The organism is Mesorhizobium sp. M2A.F.Ca.ET.067.02.1.1, assembly GCF_004023285.1.
Classification (GTDB): domain Bacteria; phylum Pseudomonadota; class Alphaproteobacteria; order Rhizobiales; family Rhizobiaceae; genus Mesorhizobium.
In genome coordinates, this window is the sequence record NZ_RZSB01000032.1 from 1 (window position 1) to 20,836 (window position 20,836).

23 protein-coding genes are annotated in these 20,836 nt (G+C 64.6%); 18 read left to right on the forward strand and 5 right to left on the reverse strand.

What is annotated here, in order from left to right; all coding sequences use genetic code 11:
- On the forward strand, positions 1-321 hold a 321-nt coding region (locus EOA28_RS05365), incomplete at its 5' end, for a GGDEF domain-containing protein (protein WP_148670660.1).
- On the opposite strand, the gene EOA28_RS05370 is transcribed toward EOA28_RS05365, so the two are convergent.
- The gene (locus EOA28_RS05370; protein WP_127250200.1) at positions 305-661 is read right to left on the reverse strand and encodes a hypothetical protein; all 357 of its coding nucleotides are present in this window, start codon (positions 659-661) and stop codon (positions 305-307) included. The genes EOA28_RS05365 and EOA28_RS05370 overlap by 17 nt on opposite strands.
- Positions 662-978: 317 nt before the next feature.
- Here EOA28_RS05370 and EOA28_RS05375 point away from each other — a divergent pair, with 317 nt between their 5' ends.
- The 7 genes from EOA28_RS05375 (at position 979) to EOA28_RS05405 (ending at position 6,579) form a co-directional block, all read left to right on the forward strand.
- Positions 979-1,497: a hypothetical protein gene (locus tag EOA28_RS05375; RefSeq protein ID WP_245501474.1), complete on the forward strand. Its 519-nt coding sequence runs from the start codon at positions 979-981 to the stop codon at positions 1,495-1,497.
- 346 nt (positions 1,498-1,843) lie between these two features.
- A complete protein-coding gene (sdhC, locus tag EOA28_RS05380; protein WP_126080476.1) occupies positions 1,844-2,266 on the forward strand; it encodes a succinate dehydrogenase, cytochrome b556 subunit in 423 nt (140 codons plus the stop codon).
- Positions 2,266-2,661 carry a succinate dehydrogenase, hydrophobic membrane anchor protein gene (gene sdhD, locus EOA28_RS05385; protein ID WP_126080477.1) on the forward strand — a complete coding sequence of 132 codons (396 nt, stop codon included), beginning with the start codon at positions 2,266-2,268 and terminating at the stop codon, positions 2,659-2,661. The genes sdhC and sdhD overlap by 1 nt, the downstream gene beginning before the upstream one ends.
- Before the next feature lie 4 nt (positions 2,662-2,665).
- A complete protein-coding gene (gene sdhA, locus EOA28_RS05390; protein WP_127250198.1) occupies positions 2,666-4,501 on the forward strand; it encodes a succinate dehydrogenase flavoprotein subunit in 1,836 nt (611 codons plus the stop codon).
- A gap of 2 nt (positions 4,502-4,503) precedes the next feature.
- On the forward strand, positions 4,504-4,938 hold the full coding sequence (locus EOA28_RS05395; RefSeq protein WP_127250197.1) for a DUF3052 family protein: 435 nt from the start codon (positions 4,504-4,506) through the stop codon (positions 4,936-4,938).
- Positions 4,938-5,717: a succinate dehydrogenase iron-sulfur subunit gene (locus tag EOA28_RS05400; RefSeq protein WP_127250196.1), complete on the forward strand. Its 780-nt coding sequence runs from the start codon at positions 4,938-4,940 to the stop codon at positions 5,715-5,717. The genes EOA28_RS05395 and EOA28_RS05400 overlap by 1 nt, the downstream gene beginning before the upstream one ends.
- A 235-nt stretch (positions 5,718-5,952) precedes the next feature.
- Positions 5,953-6,579, forward strand: coding sequence for a DUF480 domain-containing protein (locus EOA28_RS05405; RefSeq protein WP_127250195.1), 627 nt, complete (start codon positions 5,953-5,955; stop codon positions 6,577-6,579).
- A gap of 251 nt (positions 6,580-6,830) precedes the next feature.
- Here the strand turns inward: EOA28_RS05405 and EOA28_RS05415 are convergent, their stop codons facing one another.
- On the reverse strand, positions 6,831-7,256 hold the full coding sequence (locus EOA28_RS05415) for an OsmC family protein (protein ID WP_042645515.1): 426 nt from the start codon (positions 7,254-7,256) through the stop codon (positions 6,831-6,833).
- 253 nt (positions 7,257-7,509) lie between these two features.
- Between EOA28_RS05415 and EOA28_RS05420 the strand changes: the two genes are divergently transcribed.
- From EOA28_RS05420 to EOA28_RS05430, 3 genes are all read left to right on the forward strand, one after another.
- Entirely contained in the window at positions 7,510-7,734 is a 225-nt protein-coding gene (locus tag EOA28_RS05420; RefSeq protein ID WP_126080482.1) for a hypothetical protein, read from the forward strand.
- Positions 7,731-8,087: a YciI family protein gene (locus EOA28_RS05425; protein ID WP_127250194.1), complete on the forward strand. Its 357-nt coding sequence runs from the start codon at positions 7,731-7,733 to the stop codon at positions 8,085-8,087. Before EOA28_RS05420 ends, EOA28_RS05425 begins: the two co-directional genes overlap by 4 nt.
- Positions 8,088-8,229: 142 nt before the next feature.
- Positions 8,230-8,760, forward strand: a complete 531-nt coding sequence (locus tag EOA28_RS05430; protein WP_127250193.1) for a hypothetical protein — start codon at positions 8,230-8,232, stop codon at positions 8,758-8,760.
- Positions 8,761-9,155: 395 nt separating this feature from the next.
- Here EOA28_RS05430 and EOA28_RS05435 read toward each other — a convergent pair whose 3' ends face one another.
- Positions 9,156-10,433: a ubiquinone biosynthesis hydroxylase gene (locus tag EOA28_RS05435; RefSeq protein ID WP_126083648.1), complete on the reverse strand. Its 1,278-nt coding sequence runs from the start codon at positions 10,431-10,433 to the stop codon at positions 9,156-9,158.
- A 104-nt stretch (positions 10,434-10,537) separates the two neighbouring features.
- Between EOA28_RS05435 and tesB the strand changes: the two genes are divergently transcribed.
- The 6 genes from tesB (at position 10,538) to xth (ending at position 18,527) form a co-directional block, all read left to right on the forward strand.
- Entirely contained in the window at positions 10,538-11,401 is an 864-nt protein-coding gene (tesB, locus tag EOA28_RS05440) for an acyl-CoA thioesterase II (protein ID WP_042645540.1), read from the forward strand.
- 249 nt (positions 11,402-11,650) lie between these two features.
- Positions 11,651-11,989 carry a P-II family nitrogen regulator gene (locus EOA28_RS05445; RefSeq protein ID WP_027169082.1) on the forward strand — a complete coding sequence of 113 codons (339 nt, stop codon included), beginning with the start codon at positions 11,651-11,653 and terminating at the stop codon, positions 11,987-11,989.
- 49 nt (positions 11,990-12,038) lie between these two features.
- The gene (locus tag EOA28_RS05450; protein WP_189341664.1) at positions 12,039-13,370 is read left to right on the forward strand and encodes an ammonium transporter; all 1,332 of its coding nucleotides are present in this window, start codon (positions 12,039-12,041) and stop codon (positions 13,368-13,370) included.
- Between the two features lie 542 nt (positions 13,371-13,912).
- Entirely contained in the window at positions 13,913-16,588 is a 2,676-nt protein-coding gene (locus tag EOA28_RS05455) for a DNA translocase FtsK (protein WP_127250192.1), read from the forward strand.
- Between the two features lie 191 nt (positions 16,589-16,779).
- Positions 16,780-17,448 (forward strand): outer membrane lipoprotein carrier protein LolA, encoded by a 669-nt coding sequence (locus EOA28_RS05460; RefSeq protein WP_042645542.1) that lies wholly within the window; start codon positions 16,780-16,782, stop codon positions 17,446-17,448.
- 272 nt (positions 17,449-17,720) lie between these two features.
- Positions 17,721-18,527 carry an exodeoxyribonuclease III gene (gene xth / locus EOA28_RS05465; protein ID WP_127250191.1) on the forward strand — a complete coding sequence of 269 codons (807 nt, stop codon included), beginning with the start codon at positions 17,721-17,723 and terminating at the stop codon, positions 18,525-18,527.
- A gap of 20 nt (positions 18,528-18,547) precedes the next feature.
- Here xth and EOA28_RS05470 read toward each other — a convergent pair whose 3' ends face one another.
- On the reverse strand, positions 18,548-19,003 hold the full coding sequence (locus EOA28_RS05470) for a cyclic nucleotide-binding domain-containing protein (protein ID WP_126080489.1): 456 nt from the start codon (positions 19,001-19,003) through the stop codon (positions 18,548-18,550).
- 262 nt (positions 19,004-19,265) lie between these two features.
- A complete protein-coding gene (locus EOA28_RS05475; RefSeq protein WP_040991447.1) occupies positions 19,266-19,949 on the reverse strand; it encodes a response regulator transcription factor in 684 nt (227 codons plus the stop codon).
- Positions 19,950-20,098: 149 nt separating this feature from the next.
- Between EOA28_RS05475 and EOA28_RS05480 the strand changes: the two genes are divergently transcribed.
- Entirely contained in the window at positions 20,099-20,632 is a 534-nt protein-coding gene (locus EOA28_RS05480; RefSeq protein WP_245463417.1) for a L,D-transpeptidase, read from the forward strand.
- Positions 20,633-20,836: the final 204 nt, after the last annotated feature.

The window sequence follows — 20,836 nt, forward strand, 5'->3', positions numbered from 1 at the left end:
AGGCACCATGTCGCCGGCCGTATCGGCGGCGAGGAGTTCGCCATCATCCTGCCGGGCACCAATCTTGCGGCGGCGCGGCTGTTTGCCGAAGGCGCGCGCAACGCATTCGGAGCCTTGCCGATCGAGGGCCTGCCCGCCGACCATCGCTGCAGCGCAAGCTTCGGCGTGGCGGAGCTGGCCGCCGACGAAGGGTTTGCCGATCTTCTGCGGCGCGCCGACGCCGCGCTCTACGACGCCAAGAATGCCGGCCGCGACTGCGTGCGCGTGTCAGGCGCGCTCAGGCGACGTCAAACGCCGACGATCTTCAACGGCAAGGGCTGAGGTTGGGCATCTCGCCGTCGGAAAGCCCGTACATATAAGATCGGCCCTTGACCAGCACCGGCGGCTGATAGCAGCCGGGCGCGCCGGGCTCGTCCGCGTCGTCATAGACGACATCGGGCTGACCGGCGCTGGTGAATTCGGAAAGCTTCGCGGCAAGCTTGCCCTTGCCGACGATGATGCGCTTGTAGCCGGCGGCGCTGTCGATGACGAGATTGCCGAAGGAATCGGCATAGACGCGGTCGTGATGGCGCAAGCCGGCTTCGGCCGGCGCGGCGATCGCCAAGACCAATCCCGCCAGCACTGTTGCGGCAAGGCTAGCCCGCACTGAATTCGAACGCATGTCGCTCTCCCTTGATGGCGCGACGGATCGCGCCTGGATTCCGGTCCGAATCGGAAATTAACCCTTTCTTAACCTTTGTTAAGAGGCAGGGGGCTTTCGGCACCGGTTCTTAAGGAGCATGGTTAATTTCGAGGGCCGGTTTCTTGCCGCCGTCGGGCGGGCATGCAGCCGGCTCACTCTGGGTGAACTTGATCTTGATGCCTCGCGTGGCTAGAGCGGTTCGCCGTTTAACGGAAACGACAAACCACTCTATCTCTTTGTTTTGACGCAATTCCGGACGGAAAACCGTTTCACACTTTTCCTGGAATTGCTGTAGCGTGCCGCGCACGAAAGGGCAGCGCATGAGCTTTGGCCACACGGTTCGGGTGTCGATCACCATCCCGCTGCTTCTCGCAGCCGCGGCCTGCGTGCCGCAGGACGGCGTGCCGAAGGCGGCCAATGCGGCGGCCCCGGTGGCCGCGCCTGCGCTGGCACAGCAGTCCGCCGCATCCGCGACGCCTCCAGCGCCGCCGGCATCTCAAATGCCGCAGGAAGCCACTGCGCCCAAAACGTCCGCACCCCAGGCAACCAAGATCATCACCGACCTCACCGTGCCGCGATCCGGCATCGGCACAGCCACCTACAGATGCGGCAATGGCGGCATGATCACCATCCAGAATCTCGGCTCGTCGCTGCGCGTGGCTCGCCCGGATGGCTCGACCGAGGAATTCGCGGCCTCGCCCGCCAACCAGAGCAGCCGCTACCAGGAAGCGGCCACGCATGACGCAATCGTGATCGACGGACGCGAAGCGCTGGTGATGAAGAGGGGGTCCACCCCGCAGACCTGTCGGAGATAGCAGGTGTGCTGATATTCAGGTGAGGCCGGCCTGCAAATGGCGGCTTCCTGCGCTTCCGGTGCTCACGTACTTCGACTCGGCCTGACCTGAATCTCAGCACACCCGCGCTTGTCCACGCAGCTGTGTATACCGCACTGCAGCGACGTTGCGCCGGCTTCGAAACAGCCGCTAATCGATTGAAGCGCGCGACCACCGGTTTGTCAGACTAAATGATGTTTCCAAAACGATTTTCCGGCTTTGACGCGGTGCAAAAAGAGAATTAGAAACCGCCTGTCCGGAGCCATATATGAGGGCGGAAAACGCTGCTCCTCGGTAGCGGCATCCAGGACGCCGAACTGGGGCAGCCATGAGCAAATCACCAGCCACCCGCGCAGTTGCCAGACGTGAACGGCCGCTCTCGCCGCATCTGACGATCTACCGGCCGCCGATCACGATGACGATGTCGATCATCCATCGCATCACCGGCGGCGCGCTTTATTTCGGCACGCTGCTGGTGGCGGCGTGGCTGATCGCCGCCGCGAGCTCGCAGGCCGCCTTCGACTGGGTCGACTGGGCATTCGGCTCCTGGCTCGGCCGGCTGGTTCTGTTCGGTTATACCTGGGCGCTGATGCACCACATGCTGGGCGGGCTGCGCCACCTCATCTGGGACACCGGCGCGGGGCTCGAAAAACACACCGCCTCGAAGATCGCCTGGGCGACGCTCGCCGGCTCGATCGTGCTGACGCTCCTGATCTGGATAGCGGGCTATGCGGCAAGGGGGGCCTTTTGATGAACGCGCACAATTCGGACATGCGCACGCCGCTGGCGAGGGTCCGCGGCCTCGGCTCGGCCCGCGAAGGCACCGGGCATTTCTGGCGGCAGCGGCTGACCGCCATCGCCAACATTCCTTTGGTCCTGTTCTTCGTCGGCTTCCTGATCGCGATCAACGGCCACGGCTACGCGGAGGTGCGGGCCGCGCTCGCGAACCCGTTTGTGGTGGTCATGTTCGGCTTGGTGCTGATCTCGCCGCTTTATCACATGCGCATCGGCATGCAGGTGATCATCGAGGATTATGTCCATGGCGAAGGCATGAAGCTGGCGCTGATCGCGCTCAACACCTTCTTCTGCGTGGCAGTCGGCGTCGCTTCGCTGTTTGCCCTGCTCAAACTCGCATTCGGAGGCTGACGTCTTGGCCAACGCAAATACAGCCGGCACGGCTTCCGCCTACACTTTTGTCGATCACAAATTCGACGTGGTGATCGTCGGCGCCGGCGGCGCCGGCCTGCGCGCCACGCTCGGCATGGCCGAGCAGGGGCTGCGCACCGCCTGCATCACCAAGGTGTTCCCGACCCGCTCGCACACGGTCGCCGCGCAAGGCGGCATCGCCGCCTCGCTCGCCAATATGGGCCCCGACAACTGGCAGTGGCACCTCTTCGACACCGTCAAGGGCTCGGATTGGCTGGGCGATATCGATGCGCAGGAATATATGGTGCGCGAGGCGCCCGCGGCGGTCTACGAGCTCGAGCATTACGGCGTGCCGTTTTCGCGCACGGAAGAGGGCAAGATCTACCAGCGGCCGTTCGGCGGCATGATGATGAATTTCGGCGATGGCCCGCCGGTGCAGCGCACCTGCGCGGCAGCCGACCGCACCGGCCATGCCATGCTGCACACGCTCTACGGCCAGTCGCTGAAGAACAATGCGCAGTTCTTCATCGAATATTTCGCGCTCGACCTGATCACCGAGCCGGACGGCACCTGCACCGGCGTGGTGGCCTGGAATCTCGATGACGGCACCATCCACCGCTTCTCGGCCAAGATGGTGGTGCTGGCGACCGGCGGCTACGGCCGCGCCTATTTCTCCGCCACCTCGGCGCATACCTGCACCGGCGATGGCGGCGGCATGGCGGCCAGAGCCGGGCTCGCGCTGCAGGACATGGAGTTCGTGCAGTTCCACCCGACCGGCATCTATGGCGCCGGCTGTCTGATCACCGAAGGCGCGCGCGGCGAGGGCGGCTATCTGGTCAATTCCGAGGGCGAGCGCTTCATGGAGCGCTATGCGCCGTCCGCCAAGGACCTCGCCTCGCGCGATGTGGTCTCGCGCTGCATGACGATGGAGATCCGCGAAGGCCGCGGCGTCGGGCCGAAGAAGGATCACATCTTCCTGCATCTCGACCATCTCGACCCGGCGGTGCTGCATGAGCGGCTGCCGGGCATTTCGGAATCGGCGAAGATCTTCGCCGGCGTCGACCTGACCAAGGAGCCGATCCCGGTGCTGCCGACGGTGCACTATAATATGGGCGGCGTGCCGACCAATTATTGGGGCGAGGTGCTCGACCCGACGGCCGAGAATCCCGACCGCGTGCTGCCCGGTCTGATGGCGGTGGGCGAGGCAGCGTGCGCGTCCGTGCACGGCGCCAACCGGCTGGGCTCCAACTCGCTGATTGATCTTGTCGTCTTCGGCCGTGCCGCGGCCATTCGCGCCGGCGAGGTGATCGACCGCAATTCGCCCATCCCTGCGCCCAACGCGGCCTCGGTCGAGAAAATCATGGACCGCTTCGACCGGCTGCGTCATGCCAACGGCTCGACGCCGACGGCAAGCTTGCGGGAAAAGATGCAGCGGGCGATGCAGGAAGACGCGGCGGTTTTCCGCACGCAGCAATCGCTCGACAATGGCTGCAAGCGCGTTTCCGAGATCTGGGGCGAGCTCAAGGACATCAAGGTCACCGACCGCTCGACGATCTGGAATTCCGACCTCGTCGAGACGCTGGAGCTGGAAAACCTGATGGCCAACGCCATCACCACGGTCTATGGCGCCGCGGCGCGCAAGGAGAGCCGCGGCGCGCATGCGCGGGAGGATTTCTCGGCCCGCGACGACGCCAACTGGCGCAAGCACACGCTGGCCCATGTCGGCGAGGACGGCACGGTGACGCTCACCTACCGGCCGGTGCATACCGAGACGCTGCTGGCGGAAAAGGACGGCGGCATCAACCCGGCCAAGATCGCGCCGAAGGCCAGGGTGTATTGACGATGGCATTGGCGGCCGCGGGATATTTCGGCACGCCCCTTCCGGCCAAGCTCGGCCTGAAGGACGGCATGGTCGCCGCCTTCATCGCGCTGCCGCCGGAGCTCGATGATTTGGCCGAGGCAGTAAAGTTTGCCGAGGTCGATCGGCTGCCAAGGTGGTCGGCGATTTCGGGCAGCCGCAAATACGATGCCGTGCACGCCTTCACCGGGCAGCGGGCCGAGATCGAGGACAGTCTGGCCGGCATCGAGACGGCGATCAAGCGCGACGGCATGATCTGGGTCTCCTGGCCGAAGAAGGCATCGAAAGTGCCGACCGACGTCACCGAGGACGTGATCCGGTCGGAGGCGCTGAAGCGCGACCTGGTCGACGTCAAGGTCGCCGCCGTCAACGAAATCTGGTCCGGGCTGAAGCTCGTCATCCGAAAGGACCGCAGGTAATGGTCGAACTCACGCTTCCGAAGAATTCCAAGGTCCAGCAGGGCAGGACCTGGCCGAAGCCGGAGGGCGCCACCAACCTGCGCGAATACCGCATCTACCGCTGGTCACCGGACGATGGCGGAAACCCGCGCATGGACACCTATTTCGTCGACATGGACGATTGCGGGCCGATGGTGCTGGATGCGCTTCTGTGGATCAAGAACAAGATCGACCCGACGCTGACGCTGCGCCGTTCCTGCCGCGAAGGCATTTGCGGCTCCTGCGCCATGAATATCGACGGCTCGAACACGCTCGCCTGCACCAAGGGCGCCGACGACATTTCCGGCGCGGTGAAGATCTACCCACTGCCGCATATGCCGGTGATCAAGGACCTGGTGCCCGACCTCACCAATTTCTATGCCCAGCACGCCTCGATCGAGCCTTGGCTGAAGACGGTTTCGCCGACGCCGGCCAAGGAATGGCTGCAGAGCCATGAGGACCGCGAGAAGCTCGACGGGCTCTACGAGTGCATCCTGTGCGCCTGCTGCTCGACCTCCTGCCCGAGCTACTGGTGGAACGGCGACCGCTATCTCGGTCCGGCGACGCTGCTGCAGGCCTATCGCTGGCTGATCGACAGCCGAGATGAGGCGACGGGCGAGCGGCTCGACAATCTCGAAGACCCGTTCCGGCTCTATCGCTGCCACACCATCATGAACTGCGCGCAGACCTGCCCGAAGGGCTTGAACCCTGCGAAAGCGATCGCGGAGATCAAGAAGATGATGGTGGAGCGAAGGGTTTAGGCTTCGCCTCTTCGTTCGCGACAATCTCGCAAGCAGCGATCCTTCGCGCCCCCCTGTCCTTCCGGACATCTCCCCCACGGGTGGGGAGATTGGCTGTCATCGCGGCTTTCGCCAATCGCCGTCGTCGAAGAGTGAGCGCTGTTGACGAAGCTGCTGATCTCCCCCCTTGTGGGGGAGATGTCCGGCATGACAGAGGGGAGCGCTGTCCCGCCAGCGCTAGAAAGGATTGCAGCCAATGACCGATCTCCCCGTCCTTTCCGCCGTCGAAGCGCGCGTGCTGGGCTCGCTGATCGAGAAGAAGGAGCTGACGCCGGACGTCTATCCGCTGACGCTCAACGGCGCGCACGCCGCCGCCAACCAGAAGACGGCGCGCGAGCCTGTCATGGCGCTGGAGCTGACCGAGATCCGGCGGGCGCTGAGCACGCTCGAGCAGAAAGGGCTGGTGCGCCAGGCCTTCGCCTCGCGCGTCGAGCGCTACGAGCATCTGATGGCGCAGCGCTTTTCGCTGACCACGCCGCAGATCGCGGTGATCGGGCTCTTGCTGCTGCGCGGCGCGCAGACGGCGCATGAACTGCTGGCGCGCTCCGAGCGGATGGCGCGTTTCGCCTCGATCGAGGAGCTGCGCGACAATCTCGACCTGATGATCGGCCGCCGACCGCCGCTGATCCAGCTGCTCGAACGCGCGCCCGGTCAGCGCGAGGAACGCTACGTTCATTTGCTCAGCGGACCGGTGGAGGCGGCCTCTGTGGCAGCGGCTTGGCAGCCGGCGGCATTGGCAGACTCCGACCTCGAGGCGCGGGTCAAGGCGCTAGAGGAGGAGGTCGCGGCGCTGCGGGCGAAGATCGAGGCGCTGGGCGGCTAGCTCACCACATTACGTTGGCGCGAGGCCCCCCTCTCTGTCCTGCCGGACATCTCCCCCTCAAGGGGGGAGATTGGCAGCTCGATTGCCGGCTCTCCTCTTTCAACGTCGGCGATTAGCCGACAACGTCGCGGTGAACAACGTCGGCGATTGGCGAAACCCGGCGTGACATCTGATCTCCCCCCTTGAGGGGGAGATGCCCGGCAGGGCAGAGAGGGAGGCGAAGGATCGCTGCCGTTCAGATTAAAACGCAGTCACCCCAACCTTGCATCCAGCGACACCTTGATCGCCCCCAGCGCTTTCGACACCGGGCACTCCGCCTTGGCCTTCTCGGCCAGTTCCTTGAACTTCGCCGCGTCGATGCCGGGTACCTTGCCGACCAGGGTGATGGCGCTGCCGGTGATGCCGGTGCCGGGAACCAGCGTCACCACCGCCTTGGCATCGAGCTCCGCGGCCGGCGTGCCGTTCTCGGCCAGGAAATGCGACAGCTGCATGGCGTAGCAGCCCGCATGCGCCGCCGCGATCAGCTCTTCCGGATTGGTGCCGGATTTGCCGCTCTCGTCCTGGAAGCGCGCCTTGAAGGAATAGGGCGTGCCCTTCAAGGTCCCGCTCTGCGTGTCGAGCGTGCCCTGGCCTTCCGTCAGATTGCCTTTCCAGACGGCGTTTGCGGTGCGATCCATGGAGTCCTCCTGGTCTGTCGGGGTTGCGCCGGCGGCCGCCGGCGTTCTCCTGGACTATAGCGCGGGCGCGGCGGAAGGCCATCCTCCGGCGCGTCGAGATTCGGGTGAGGCCGCCTCACCGGAATCTCGACGCGCTTTCCGCCCGTGTGGTGGGCAGACCGAAAAATCTCAAAAAAAATGCGCGCAAGAATGTCGACTTGCCATCGGCCCGACCGTCCTGCGGGCGGCCACTCGCGGCCGATGGAGATTTGAGATGGACAATCTGTTTGTTGCGATCTGGGGGAAGCCGGAGCGAAATGCCCGGCGAGCGGAGGAGTTCTGGCTGGATCCGCCGGCGCCCGGTTTCGGTCGACTGCTTGCGGCCATCGCTATTGTCGGCGTGGCGGCGTGCCTGCTCGACCACGTGGCCACGGCAAACAAAACTGACACCGCCGCCTTTGCCTCTTACAACGTGGCCATCGAAGGGAGCTCGAAATGAAATATGTCCTGCTGGTCTATGGCGAGGAGAAGGACCTTTACGCGCTCACCCCGGAACGGGCGGCCAGGCTCGATGCCGACTCGCTTGCCTATGACTGGGAACTCGACAGGCAAGGCAGGTTGGTCATCGCACAGGCCCTGCAATCGGTGAAGACCTCGAAGTCGCTGAGGCGGCGCAAGGGCAAGGTACTGGTGACCGACGGGCCGTTCGCCGAGACCAAGGAGCAGCTGCTCGGCTTCGTCATGGTCGAGGCGGCCGACCTTGCCGAGGCGCTGAAGATCGCGGAGCGCATTCCGCTGGCCGAGCTCGGCACGGTCGAGGTCAGGGCGATCTACGACATACCGGGGTCATAGGCGCCGGTCAGGGCCGGGCACGGCGCGTTGCGGCCGTCTCACGCGGGAAACATCTTCAGGGTTTCTTCACGGACGCGACCGTTGCGTGTTGAAGCAACGCCGCATCTCTCTTATCGTCGCCGCGATTTCGGGGGAATTCGGCATGCCTATTCTTATCGCGATACTTGGCCTGCTCGGAGCGGCCGCCATCTGGTGGTACCGGCTGAAATATATGAGCGACGCCGCGCGTGAGGTCGCCGACGTCGTCGGACGCGTCCAGGGCAACATACGGCGCAAGAAGCTGCGCAAGCAGGCCGCGCTCTCGCCGCTCACGGCGATCGACGATCCGGTGGTGGCGGCCGCGACGCTGATCACCGCGATCGTTGCCGAGCAAGGGCCGGTGCTGCCGAAGCGCGAGGCTGTTATCCGGGATGTCATCTCGCAGATCGCGGAAAGCCCGAAGAAGACCGACGAGGCCGTCGTCTACGCAAAATGGGCGGCTGCGCAGGTCGACGACACGACGATTGTCATCGACAAGCTCGCGCCCTTCCTGCGCGGCCGCCTCGACCCGCATGAGCGCGACGACCTGCTCAGCATGCTGAACCGTGTCGCGCAAGGCGGCGAGCAGAGCCTCAAGATACCCGACCAGCGGATGCTGAGGTTGCGGCAGAAGCTGGGGTTCGAGGTGAACTAGAATTCAGGTGAGGCCGGCCTGCAAATGCCGGCTCCCCGCGCTTCCGGTGCTCACGTACTTTCAAGTACGCTCCGCTCCGGTTCTCGGGATCCGCCATTTTCGACTCGGCCTGACCTGAATTTCACCGCGCGGCGACGACCGTATCGCCTGCCTTCGTGATGGAGCGAAACGCCTCTCGCGTCGTCATTCTATGGCGGAGCAAGGAGCGAAGCGACGCGCGCAGACCATAGAATCCATTCCGTGACATCGGAGCGCCGCATCGGTGCAGATTCTGCGTCGCTGCGTTCCTTGGCGGAGGGAACGGAATGGATCCTCGGGTCTGCGCTCCGCTTCGCGTCACTCCGCCCGTGGATGACGAAATGAGAGGCGCTGCCGCTATTCCTCCAGGAAAGGGTTCAGATCGCCTCGCCCTTCAGCAGCCTCGGCGTGTCGCCGGAGAGGCCCGAGGCCTGGCGGATGAAGAAATCCTTCAGTCGGGGCATGCGCTCGACCAGCCCGAGGCCGAGATCGCGGACGGCGCGCAGCGGGCCGATGTCGTTGGAGAACAAACGGTTCAAGACATCGGTGGTGACGCCCATCTGCAGCGTGTCGAAGCGGCGCCATTGCTGGTAGCGCTCGAGCACGTCGAGGGCGCCGATATCCTGGCCGAGCCGGTCAGCCTCGACGATGACTTCGGCGAGCGCGGCGACATCCTTGAAGCCGAGATTGAGGCCCTGGCCGGCGATCGGGTGGATGCCATGGGCGGCGTCGCCGGCGAGCGCGATGCGCGGCGCGACGAAGGCGCGGGCCAGCGTCAGGCCGAGCGGCCAGGCGCGCGGCTTGTCGACGACCCTTATTTCGCCGAGCTTCAGGCCGAAGCGCTGCTCCAGATCGTGCTCGAAAACGAACTCGTCGCCCTCGACCAGAGCCTTCGCATCTTGCGTGCGCTCCACCCAGACGATCGACGAGCGGTTGGTTCCGTCCTTGTCCGGCTTCAGCGGCAGTGTCGCGAAGGGGCCTGCTGGCAGGAAATGCTCCTCGGCGCGGCCGTTGTGCGGGCGCTCATGCGCCACCGTGCAGACGATGCCGGACTGGCCGTATTCCCATTTGACGGTCTTGATGCCGGCCAGGTCGCGCAGCCTGGAGTTGACGCCATCGGCGGCAATCAGCAGCCGCGCCTTCATCGCCGCGCCGTCGGCCAGATGCACCGTGATGCCGGCGCCGTTGACGTCGAAGGCGCTGACCGCGACGCCTTCGATGATATCGATGCCGAGCTTTTCGGCGCGGCGGCGCAGCGCGCCGTTCAAGTCACGGTTGGCGACCATGTGGGCGAAAGGCTCGCCCGGCGCCACCTCGCCGTCGAAGGTCAGGAACACCGGGCGCACCGGGTCGGCGGCGCGCGAATCGGTGATGATCATTTCGGTGATCGCCTGCGCTTCCGGCGCGATTTCGTCCCAGACACCGAGCTGCTCCAGCATGCGGCTGGCGGCGGCGGCGATGGCCGAGGCGCGGCCGTCCCGTTGCCAGACGCCCGCAGGCGCGGCGTCGACGACGGCGATGGCGAGGCCCGGCCGCGCCTGCTTCAGCGACACGGCCGCGGTGAGGCCGACATAAGCCGCGCCGGCGATGAGCACGTCGAGCGGCGCTTCGCGGTTCGCGTCGGCCTTTGCTCCATCCGGCTTGCGGTCGACCATGGCATCATCCTTTCGCGGCTTCGTCCGGCCGCCGCTTGCGGCCTTGACTGGCCGCACATCCTGTCCGAAACCGGCCATGGCGCATCCCTTGAAGGATTTCAGACATGACGGCGGCCATGGACGAGCTTCTCGACATTCTCGACCTCGAGCAGCTCGAACACAATCTGTATCGTGGTCGCAGCCCAAAGGTCGACTGGCAGCGCGTCTTCGGCGGCCAGACCATCGCCCAGGCGCTGGTCGCCGCGCAGCGCACCGTGGAACCGGAGCGCCACGTGCATTCGCTGCACGGCTATTTCATGCGGCCCGGCGACACCAAGCTGCCGATCGTCTACGAGGTCGACCGCATCCGCGACGGCGGCTCCTTCACCACGCGCCGGGTCGTGGCGATCCAGCATGGCCAGGCGATCTTCTCGCTGGAGGCCTCGTTCCAGCAGGACGAGATTGGCCTTGAGCACCAGATGCCGATGCCGCGCGACGTGCCGGCGCCCGACACGCTGCTGTCCCAGCGCGAGCTGCTCGGCAAATTCGGCGAAGCGGTGCCGGAAGGCATCAGGCGCTACTGGGATCGCGACCGGCCGATCGAGATGAAGCCGGTGATGCTGAAGCACTATACAAGCCGCGAGAAGCTGGAGCCGCAGCAGAACATCTGGATCCGCACCACCGGCCCGGTGCCCGAAAACCGTGCGATACAGGCGGCCGTGCTCGCCTACCTCTCCGACATGACGCTGCTCGACACCTCGACCTTCGCGCATGGCCGCGCCATCTTCGACCGCGACATCCAGGCGGCCAGCCTCGACCATGCCATGTGGTTCCACCGCAGCCACTCGCTCGACGACTGGATCCTCTACAATCAGGACAGCCCGTCGACACAGGGGTCGCGCGGCTTCACCCGCGGTTCGCTGTTCGCGCGGGACGGAACGCTCATCGCTTCGGTCGCCCAGGAAGGCCTAATCCGACTCAAGCGCTGAGCCGGGTTCTGGTCGATGCCTGCCAAGCAGGCATTTTTGAAATTTTGCCTATTTTTTGATCACGACACCCGATGCGGCCGCGCACAAATGATGTGCGCAGGCCGATCTGCCCCTTTGTTTACAACAGGTTAACGCCCTGCTTCGGCAATTGGCACGGAGCTTGAATCCTGTCGGGCACTCTCCGGCTCTCCTCGGGATCGGTGTAGGTGTGCAAACGCGGGGGACCGCAACAGCAAAGGGTGAAACCTTATGAAAATCGTGATGGCAATCATCAAGCCGTTCAAGCTCGACGAGGTGCGCGAAGCGCTCACCGCCGTCGGCATCCAGGGCCTGACCGTCACCGAAGTTAAAGGCTACGGGCGTCAGAAGGGGCACACGGAAATCTATCGCGGCGCGGAGTACGCGGTCAGCTTCCTGCCCAAGATCAAGATCGAGGTCGCGGTCGGCGCCGACATGGTCGACAAGGCCGTCGAAGCCATCACTTCGGCCGCCAAGACCGGCCAGATCGGCGACGGCAAGATCTTCGTCTTCGGCATCGACCAGGCGGTGCGCATCCGTACCGGCGAAACAGACACCGACGCGCTCTGAGCGGCGACCATCCATTCCAACGGAGAGTTAAATGAATATTCCTTCCACCTTGAAGACGACGGGACGCGCGGCCGCTTCGCTCGCTCTCGTAGCGCTGAGCACCGCCGCCGCCTTCGCGCAGGAGGCCGCTCCGGCGGCGCCTGCGGCGCCCGCCGCTCCGACCCCGGTTCTCGACACCGGCAATACCGCCTGGATGCTGACCTCGACTGCGCTGGTGCTGATGATGACCATTCCGGGCCTGGCGCTGTTCTACGGCGGCATGGTGCGCAAGAAGAACGTGCTCGCCACCATCATGCAGAGCTTCGCCATCACCTGCCTGGTGACGGTGCTGTGGTTCATGTTCGGCTATTCGCTCGCCTTCACCACCAACGAATCCGCCAGCTTGAACAGCTATGTCGGCGGCTTCTCGCGGTTCTTCCACCACGGCATCACCGTCTCGACGCTCTGGCTGCCAGGCGTGGCGAATATTCCCGAATTCGTCTTCTCGATGTTCCAGTTGACCTTCGCCATCATAACGCCGGCGCTGATCGCCGGCGCCTTCGCCGAGCGCATGAAATTCTCGGCGCTGCTGATCTTCATGGGCCTGTGGCTGGTGTTCGTCTACGCGCCGATCGCGCATTGGGTGTGGGGCGGCGGCTTCCTCGGTTCGGCCGGTGTGCTCGACTTCGCCGGCGGCACGGTCGTCCACATCAACGCCGGTGTCGCGGGTCTGGTCTGCGCGCTGGTGCTGGGCAAGCGCGAGGGCTACGGCACCACCAACATGGCGCCGCATAACCTGGTCTACTCGGTCATCGGCGCCTCGCTGCTGTGGGTCGGCTGGTTCGGTTTCAACGCCGGTTCAGAACTGGCGGCCGATGGCCTTGCCGGCGCCGCGATGATGAACACGCAGGTTGCCACCGCCGCTGCGGCGCTCGCCTGGATGTTCGCCGAATGGATCGTCGCCAAGAAGCCTTCGGTGCTCGGCATCATCTCGGGCGCGGTCGCTGGCCTAGTGGCGGTGACGCCGGCCTCCGGCTTCGTCAACCCGACCGGCGCCTTCGTCGTCGGCATCCTCGCCGGCGTCATCTGCTACATCTCGGCGGTCAAGCTTAAGCACGCGTTCGGCTATGACGACTCGCTCGATGCCTTCGGCGTGCACGGCGTTGGCGGCATCGTCGGCGCGCTGCTCACCGGCGCGCTCGCCGATCCGACCATCAACGCGCTCGGCAAGGACGCCTCTGTCGGCAAGCAGCTCTACGGCATCGTCTTCACCATCCTGTGGACGGCGATCGCCACCTTCGTGATCCTCTACATCGTCAAGGCGCTGGTCGGCCTGCGTCCGTCGACCCAGGAAGAGGTCGAGGGTCTCGACGTCACCCAGCACGGCGAAGTGGTGCCGTAAGGCTGCCTTTGCCCTTTGCATGGGCGCAATTCCGGAGGGTTTCATGCCTTCCTGGAATTGCCCCGAGGGCCGGCGGATCCTCCTCCCGCTGGCCCGGAATTCCTCCCAAGATCCCGTCGTGATGTCTCGAAAGGGGCTCACGCCTTGAGGCCCGGAACACCCTTCCGGGCCTCCTTTTTTGTCCAGAGCCCGAAGCCGACTTCAAGACGGCCTGGGCGGCGACGCCCAAGGACAAGCAAGACAAGATGATGAAGGAGTGCCAGGACGCGGCGATGAGCAAGCCTCACGCCGAATTCTGCGCCAATCTGATGGCGTATGGCGGCGCCAACAAGTGATGCCCGAGGTCGGGTCCGAAAAGGCCTGATCGTTTCGGCGTTTCAAGCAAAAAGGTGGCGGGCTTCGCGGCTCGCCACCGTCGTTCCGCGCCATCTCCGGTAAAGGTCCATGGTTAATGCGGCCTTAACCTTCCCCCCGATAGTCTGGCGTTCGAATCTGCCGGAATGCGCCATGCGCCCGGCCAGGCAACGATCACGGGGAAGAGCATGCGTTCAGGCGCCTCAGCACCGCTCGCGCTGACCGATACGGGGCACGGCATCCAGGCATTCGCGCGGCGTCAGGTCGGGCGGCTGGCCGGCGCCGGGCTGTTCCTGTTCACCGCCTTCGGCATCGCGGCTTTGGCCACGTGGAACGTTGCCGACCCGAGCTTCTCGCACGCCACCAGCAACGTCGTCACCAACGCCATGGGTTATGCGGGTGCGGTGTTCTCCGACCTTGCCATGCAGTTCTTCGGTCTTGCCGCCGTGGCCGGTCTGGTGCCCGCGGTTGTCTGGGGCTTTCTGCTTTTCACCGCGCGCGGCGTCGACAAATTGCCGAAGCGCGGCTTCGCCTGGTTCGGCTTCGCGCTTCTGGCCGCGGCCATCGCCGGCTGCGTGACGCCGCCCAACACCTGGCCGCTGCCGACCGGGCTTGGTGGCGTCTTCGGCGACATGGTGCTGAAGATCCCGGGCATCGCCGTCGGCGGTTACCCGAAAGGGCTTTTCGCGACGATCATAGCGGTCGTCCTCGCCGCGCCGATGTTATGGCTGTTTGCCTATGGCTCGGCGCTGATCGCGCGTAAGAACGGCTTCGCCGTCATGGAGCGCGCTGCGGCGCCCGATCCGCGCGAGCAGGACGAGATGCTGTTCGACGAGGATGAGGACGAGGGCGACGAAGGCATCCTGGCGCTCGGCGCCCTCACCCATTGGTGGCTGTCGTTCCGCGCCTTCCTGCACCGCCGCGCCGAGCGCCGCAGGCGGGAGCGCGACGAGTTCGAGCCGCCGATGCAGCCCAAGTCCAGCGCCTGGCGGCGCGCCGCCGAGCGCGTCGAATCTGCCGAATTCGCCGAAAGCCGGGTGAGCCCGGGCGGCCGCGCCCGTGTCGAGCCGGAATTCTTTGCCGCCATGGTCAACGACCGCAGCGCTTCAGTCGATCCGGCGGACCAGGATATTTTCGAAAACGAGCAGGACGAGGACGTCGACCTCGACGACTTCGACGACGAGGCGCCTGCCCAGCGGCGCGGCGCGCACGCCAAGGTGCAGAATTTCCGCTCCGATGCCGCGACCCGTGTCGCGGCGCCGGCGGCGCGGCCGGTGCCGGGCGCCCGTGTACAGCGCGAGGCGCAGACCTCGCTGATCGGCTCCGACACGTTCGAGATGCCGTCGCTGCATTTCCTGTCCGAGCCGAAGAACGTCGCCAAGGATCCAAGCCTGTCGAAGGACGCGCTGGAGCAGAACGCGCGGCTGCTCGAAGGCGTGCTGGAGGATTTCGGCGTCAAGGGCGAGATCATCCATGTCCGCCCCGGTCCGGTCGTCACGCTCTACGAGCTGGAGCCGGCGCCCGGCATCAAGTCCTCGCGCGTCATCGGCCTGTCCGACGACATCGCCCGCTCGATGAGCGCGATCGCCTGCCGCGTCGCCGTGGTGCCTGGCCGCAATGCCATCGGCATCGAGCTGCCCAACGCCAAGCGCGAGACGGTCTATCTCAGGGAGATCATGGCCAGTCGCGACTTCGAGACGACCAAGGCGAAGCTGGCGCTGGCGCTCGGCAAGACCATCAATGGCGAGGCGGTCATCGTCGACATCGCCAAGATGCCGCATGTGCTGGTCGCCGGCACCACCGGCTCCGGCAAGTCGGTCGCCATCAACACGATGATCCTGTCGCTGCTCTACCGGATGACGCCGCAGGAATGCCGGCTGATCATGATCGACCCGAAGATGCTCGAGCTCTCCGTCTATGACGGCATCCCGCATCTGCTCACGCCGGTCGTCACCGATCCGAAGAAGGCGGTCGTGGCGCTGAAATGGACCGTGCGGGAGATGGAGGACCGCTACCGCAAGATGTCCAAGGTCGGCGTGCGCAACATCGACGGCTTCAACGCACGCGTTCAGCAAGCGGAGAAAAAGGGAGAGAAGATCTCGCGCACGGTGCAGACCGGATTCGACCGCCAGACCGGCGAGGCGATCTACGAGACCGAGAACCTCGATCTCGAGCCGATGCCCTATATCGTGGTCATCATCGACGAGATGGCCGACCTGATGATGGTGGCCGGCAAGGATATCGAAGGCGCGGTACAGCGCCTGGCGCAGATGGCGCGCGCCGCCGGCATCCATGTCATCATGGCGACGCAACGTCCCTCGGTCGACGTCATCACCGGCACCATCAAGGCCAATTTCCCGACCCGCATCTCCTTCCAGGTGACGTCGAAGATCGACAGCCGCACCATCCTTGGCGAGCAGGGCGCCGAGCAGCTGCTCGGCATGGGCGACATGCTCTACATGGCCGGCGGCGGGCGCATCCAGCGCGTCCACGGTCCGTTCGTCTCGGACGACGAGGTCGAGCGGATCGTCGCGCATCTGAAGCTGCAGGGCGTGCCGGAATATCTCGACGCCATCACGGAGGACGACGAGGAAGAGGACGAGGATGGCCCGTCCGGCAAGGGTGGTTCCGGCGGCGGTGGCGCCGGCAATTTCGAGGATTCCGACGATCCCTACGACCAGGCGGTGGCGGTGGTGCTGCGCGACGGCAAGGCCTCGACCAGCTACATCCAGCGGCGGCTCGGCATCGGCTACAACCGCGCCGCCTCGATCATCGAGAAGATGGAGAAGGAAGGCATTGTCGGCCCGGCCAACCATGCCGGCAAACGCGAGATTCTGGTGCCGACCGAGGATGACAAGTTCTAGGGTTTGTCAATATTCTGGTGAGGCCGGCCTGACCTGAATCTCGACAAACCTTGGCCCGACCAGAACGTAGGGTGAGCAGGCAACCGGAAATCGTCTGGCGCGTTTGTGCGAAGTTGTCGCGCACCCGCCAAACTTAGGCCCCAGTGGGAGTCCAGATACTGCCACGACACGAATCACAGGAAGTGACCGGCATGAACACCCAGACCGAATTCGCCATCACCCGCCGCCAGCTCCTCGGCCTCGGCTTGATGCTTGGCGGAGCTGCCGCTCTCAACCTTGTGCCCGGCTACCAGCTCGTGGCGGCCGCGCAGGCGGCGGTGCCGCCGGCGGCGCAGAAGATCGCTGATCATTTCTCCTCGGTGAAGTCGATGAGCGGCGAGTTCGTCCAGTTCGGCCCGAAGGGCGAGCAGACCGGCGGCAAGTTCTTCCTGGAGCGTCCGGGCAAGATCCGCTTCAACTATGACGGCTCCTCCAACTTCCGCGTCATCTCCGACGGCAAGTCGGTGGTGATCCTGAACAAGAAGCTCAACACTTCCGACCTCTACCCGCTGTCGAAGACGCCGCTGAAATTGCTGCTCGACGACCGGATCGATCTCTCCGGCGGGCGCGTCAAGGCCGTCAAGGAAGAGGACGACCTCACGACCATCAAGCTTTCCGACAAGTCGGTCTTCGGCAATGCCATGATCACCATGATGTTTGACCCGAAGACCTATGATCTGCGCCAGTGGACGATCACCGACGCGCAAGGCAAGGACACGACGGTGATGATCTTCAACACCAAGGAAGGCGTTAGCTTCCCGGCCGACACGTTTGCGATCGACTACACGGCGAACCGCGAGCTGAACACGAAGACGCGGTAGGCTTTCGCCGCGGTCGGAGCTTTATCCCGTTACGTTGGCGCCGCCCCTCATCTGGCTGCCGCCATCTTCTCCCCGTGAACGGGGAGAAGGGGCTTGGCGTCACCGCTTTCGCCGATCCCAGAGCGTCGCAACCGCTTCTTTCTCCCCGTTTACGGGGAGAAATGCCCGGCAGGGCAATGAGGGGCTGCGCCGACCTCCGTGAGTATAGCCGACCTTGTCTTTCCGGCGCGCGGCTGGCACTAGTTCGGCGATTCCTTTCCGGACCCGCCTGAATGCCTTTCACCATCGCCACCTGGAACATCAACTCCGTGCGCCTGCGCATGCCGATCGTCGAGCGGCTGCTGAAGGAGCATGCGCCGGACGTGCTGTGCCTGCAGGAAACCAAGGTGCCGGACGAGCTGTTCCCGGAGAAGGCATTCCGCAAGGCGGGCTACGAGCACATCCTGTTTCACGGCCAGAAGGGCTATCACGGCGTCGCCACCGTCGCGCGCCGGCCGATCGAGCTGGTCGAGAAGCGGCGCTTCTGCGAGATCGACGACAGCCGGCATCTGTCGGTCAGGGTCCAGGCGGGCGGCAAATCGGTGCTGGTGCATAATTTCTACGTGCCGGCCGGCGGCGATGAGCCCGATCCGGAGATTAACCGCAAATTCCGCCACAAGCTCGATTTCGTCTACGAGATGAATTCCGTGCCGGCGATCGGCGACGAATCGTCGGCGTCGATCCTGGTCGGCGACCTGAACATCGCGCCGCAGGAGCACGATGTCTGGTCGCACAAGCAGCTGCTCAACGTCGTCAGCCATACGCCGGTCGAGACGACGAATTTCGAGGCGATGCGCAAGACCGGCGGCTGGGTCGACCTGATGCGGCTCAACGTGCCGGCCGAGCAGAAGCTCTACACCTGGTGGAGCTATCGCGCGAAGGACTGGGAAGCGTCGAACCGCGGCCGCCGCCTCGACCATGTCTGGTCGTCTGCCAATCTGGTGCCGAGCTTCAAGGGATATGAAATCCTGCAGGCGGCGCGAGGCTGGGAAAAGCCGTCCGACCATGTGCCGGTGATTGCGCGGTTCGACCTGGATTAGGACGGGCCTTCCGGCGGCGCCTACCCCGTAAAACGCGGCGCCAGTTCCTCGATGCGGGCGATCATCTGCTGGAATTCCTCCAGGATGCGCTCATGCAACAGCACCGCGATCTCCGGATATTCTTCCAGGATTCGGTGGAACATCTTGCGGCTCAATCGGATCACTTCAGAGTCGACCGCTGCGGAGGCGCTGGTCAGCCGGTTGGTGTCGGCTATCAGCGCCAGTTCGCTCAGCATAGTGCCCGGACCCGCGGTGCCGATCGGGACGCGTTCGCCCCCTAGCTCCCGATAGAGCGTGATCAGGCCGCTGACCACGATGTAGGCAGAATCAGCAACATCATCCTCGCGGTAGAGCTTATGGTCGGCCTGCAGCATGGTGGTCTCGGCGCCGAAGGCGAGCAGGCGCAACTGTTCCTGGGTGAAGCCCTGGAAAAGCTTCACGCCGGACAGGATGCGGATGTCGTCATCCAGCGCCATCCTAGCTGTGTCCCCGAGCGGTCAGTCCAGTCCCTCCTTTGGAGCGGCGCGCCCTCCTGGGCGCGCGAGAAGCGCTCCACCATGCATCGTGCGATGCGTGCAACGAGCCGATCCATCACCCTCCAGCATCAGGATCTACCCGAAGCGGTCCCGCCCGACCGCTCTCATCTCTTTTGGCTCAATTCCGGACGGAAGGCTACGGCGAAGCCGCCAAGCCCAGCCGTTTCGTACTTTTCCTGGAATTGCTTAGATCATGAAATGTTTAAGGAACCAGCTTGTAGCCGCCGCTTTCTGTCACAAGAATTTCGGCATTGGAAGGATCGCGCTCGATCTTCTGGCGCAACCGGTAGACATGGGTCTCGAGCGTGTGCGTGGTGACGCCGGAATTGTAGCCCCAGACCTCTTCCAGCAGCACGTCGCGCGTCACCACCTTCTGGTCGGCGCGGTAGAGATATTTGATGATCGAGGCTTCCTTCTCGGTCAGCCGCACCTTGGCGCCGCGCGGATCGATCAAGAGCTTCTGGCTGGGCTTGAACGTGTAGGGTCCGACCGAGAAGGTGGCGTCCTCGCTCTGCTCATGCTGGCGAAGCTGGGCGCGGATGCGGGCTAACAGGACGGCGAAGCGGAAGGGCTTGGTCACATAATCGTTGGCGCCGGCCTCGAGACCCAGAATCGTGTCGGAATCGGTGTCGTGGCCGGTCAGCATGATGATCGGCGCCTTGTAGCCGCCCTTGCGCAGGATCTTCACCGCCTCGCGGCCATCCATATCGGGCAGGCCGACATCCATGATGAGCAGGTCGACGACGCCGCCGCGCGCAGCGGCAACGCCTTTCGCGGCGGTCGATTCCTGCTGAACGTCGAATTCCTCGTAGAGCGCCAGCTGCTCGACCAGGGTGGCGCGCAGGTCGTCGTCGTCATCGACGATCAGGATGGTGCGTGATGTCATGGATATCAATCCGTTGTTTTAAAAAGAATATTCAGTTGACCTCCCCCCATTTATGCGGAAGCTCACCGGCGCAACAGCCGATCACAGTGATTTGTTCCGTGACACGATCATACAAGAAAAAACGCGCGCGCAATGAGGCGGGCGCATTTTTGCCGAAAGGCCTGCGCGTTTTGGTGGTGCGGACGCGGCCCGGCAATCCCGCGCAAGGCTTCCTGCAAGCCGGCATAACGGCGTTTCCCTGCGCCCTGGGGCGCAGCGGCATCACAGCCAACAAGCATGAAGGGGATGGCGCGACGCCGCTGGCGTCGATGCGCATCCTGTCGGGCTATTTCCGGGGCGATCATTTCGCGGGCGGGCGCAGGACGAAGCTTCCGATGGCGCCGATCGGTCCGGATCTCGGCTGGTGCGAGGTGCCTAACGACCGCAACTACAACCGTCCGGTGAAGATCCCCTATGGCGCGAGCCATGAGCGGATGAAGCGCGACGACCGGCTCTACGATGTCTGCCTGGTGCTCGACTGGAACATCGCGCCGCGCTTGCGCGGGCGCGGCAGCGCGATCTTCTTCCATCTGGCCCGGCCGGGCTTCACGCCGACCCAGGGCTGCGTGGCGGTGACGGCGCGGACCATGGCAAGGCTGCTTCCGTTGCTGTCGGATAGGACGGTGGTGAAGGTGGTGAGGTAGGTAGGCAGTAGGGCAGTAGGGCAGTAGGCGGTTCTTTTCGCTACTGCCCTACTCCCTTACTGCCTTAGCGACGACGCTGCCAACCTGTCCCCAGCAGTCCGATCTCTCGGAACTCGCGGTCCAATGCCTTTGCGATGTCGCGACGCCGGCTGCCGACGTCGCGCAGGTCGCGGTCGGAAAGGTCTTCGACGGATTCCCCAGGCA

What these genes read in the sequence shown, in the direction of transcription:
- EOA28_RS05370 (WP_127250200.1), bottom strand. Translation starts at nt 661, where the DNA reads ATGCGTTCGAATTCAGTGCGGGCTAGCCTTGCCGCAACAGTGCTGGCG.
- sdhC (WP_126080476.1), top strand. Translation starts at nt 1,844, where the DNA reads ATGAGCAAATCACCAGCCACCCGCGCAGTTGCCAGACGTGAACGGCCG.
- sdhD (WP_126080477.1), top strand. Translation starts at nt 2,266, where the DNA reads ATGAACGCGCACAATTCGGACATGCGCACGCCGCTGGCGAGGGTCCGC.
- EOA28_RS05395 (WP_127250197.1), top strand. Translation starts at nt 4,504, where the DNA reads ATGGCATTGGCGGCCGCGGGATATTTCGGCACGCCCCTTCCGGCCAAG.
- EOA28_RS05400 (WP_127250196.1), top strand. Translation starts at nt 4,938, where the DNA reads ATGGTCGAACTCACGCTTCCGAAGAATTCCAAGGTCCAGCAGGGCAGG.
- EOA28_RS05405 (WP_127250195.1), top strand. Translation starts at nt 5,953, where the DNA reads ATGACCGATCTCCCCGTCCTTTCCGCCGTCGAAGCGCGCGTGCTGGGC.
- EOA28_RS05415 (WP_042645515.1), bottom strand. Translation starts at nt 7,256, where the DNA reads ATGGATCGCACCGCAAACGCCGTCTGGAAAGGCAATCTGACGGAAGGC.
- EOA28_RS05420 (WP_126080482.1), top strand. Translation starts at nt 7,510, where the DNA reads ATGGACAATCTGTTTGTTGCGATCTGGGGGAAGCCGGAGCGAAATGCC.
- EOA28_RS05425 (WP_127250194.1), top strand. Translation starts at nt 7,731, where the DNA reads ATGAAATATGTCCTGCTGGTCTATGGCGAGGAGAAGGACCTTTACGCG.
- EOA28_RS05430 (WP_127250193.1), top strand. Translation starts at nt 8,230, where the DNA reads ATGCCTATTCTTATCGCGATACTTGGCCTGCTCGGAGCGGCCGCCATC.
- EOA28_RS05435 (WP_126083648.1), bottom strand. Translation starts at nt 10,433, where the DNA reads ATGGTCGACCGCAAGCCGGATGGAGCAAAGGCCGACGCGAACCGCGAA.
- tesB (WP_042645540.1), top strand. Translation starts at nt 10,538, where the DNA reads ATGACGGCGGCCATGGACGAGCTTCTCGACATTCTCGACCTCGAGCAG.
- EOA28_RS05445 (WP_027169082.1), top strand. Translation starts at nt 11,651, where the DNA reads ATGAAAATCGTGATGGCAATCATCAAGCCGTTCAAGCTCGACGAGGTG.
- EOA28_RS05455 (WP_127250192.1), top strand. Translation starts at nt 13,913, where the DNA reads ATGCGTTCAGGCGCCTCAGCACCGCTCGCGCTGACCGATACGGGGCAC.
- EOA28_RS05460 (WP_042645542.1), top strand. Translation starts at nt 16,780, where the DNA reads ATGAACACCCAGACCGAATTCGCCATCACCCGCCGCCAGCTCCTCGGC.
- xth (WP_127250191.1), top strand. Translation starts at nt 17,721, where the DNA reads ATGCCTTTCACCATCGCCACCTGGAACATCAACTCCGTGCGCCTGCGC.
- EOA28_RS05470 (WP_126080489.1), bottom strand. Translation starts at nt 19,003, where the DNA reads ATGGCGCTGGATGACGACATCCGCATCCTGTCCGGCGTGAAGCTTTTC.
- EOA28_RS05475 (WP_040991447.1), bottom strand. Translation starts at nt 19,949, where the DNA reads ATGACATCACGCACCATCCTGATCGTCGATGACGACGACGACCTGCGC.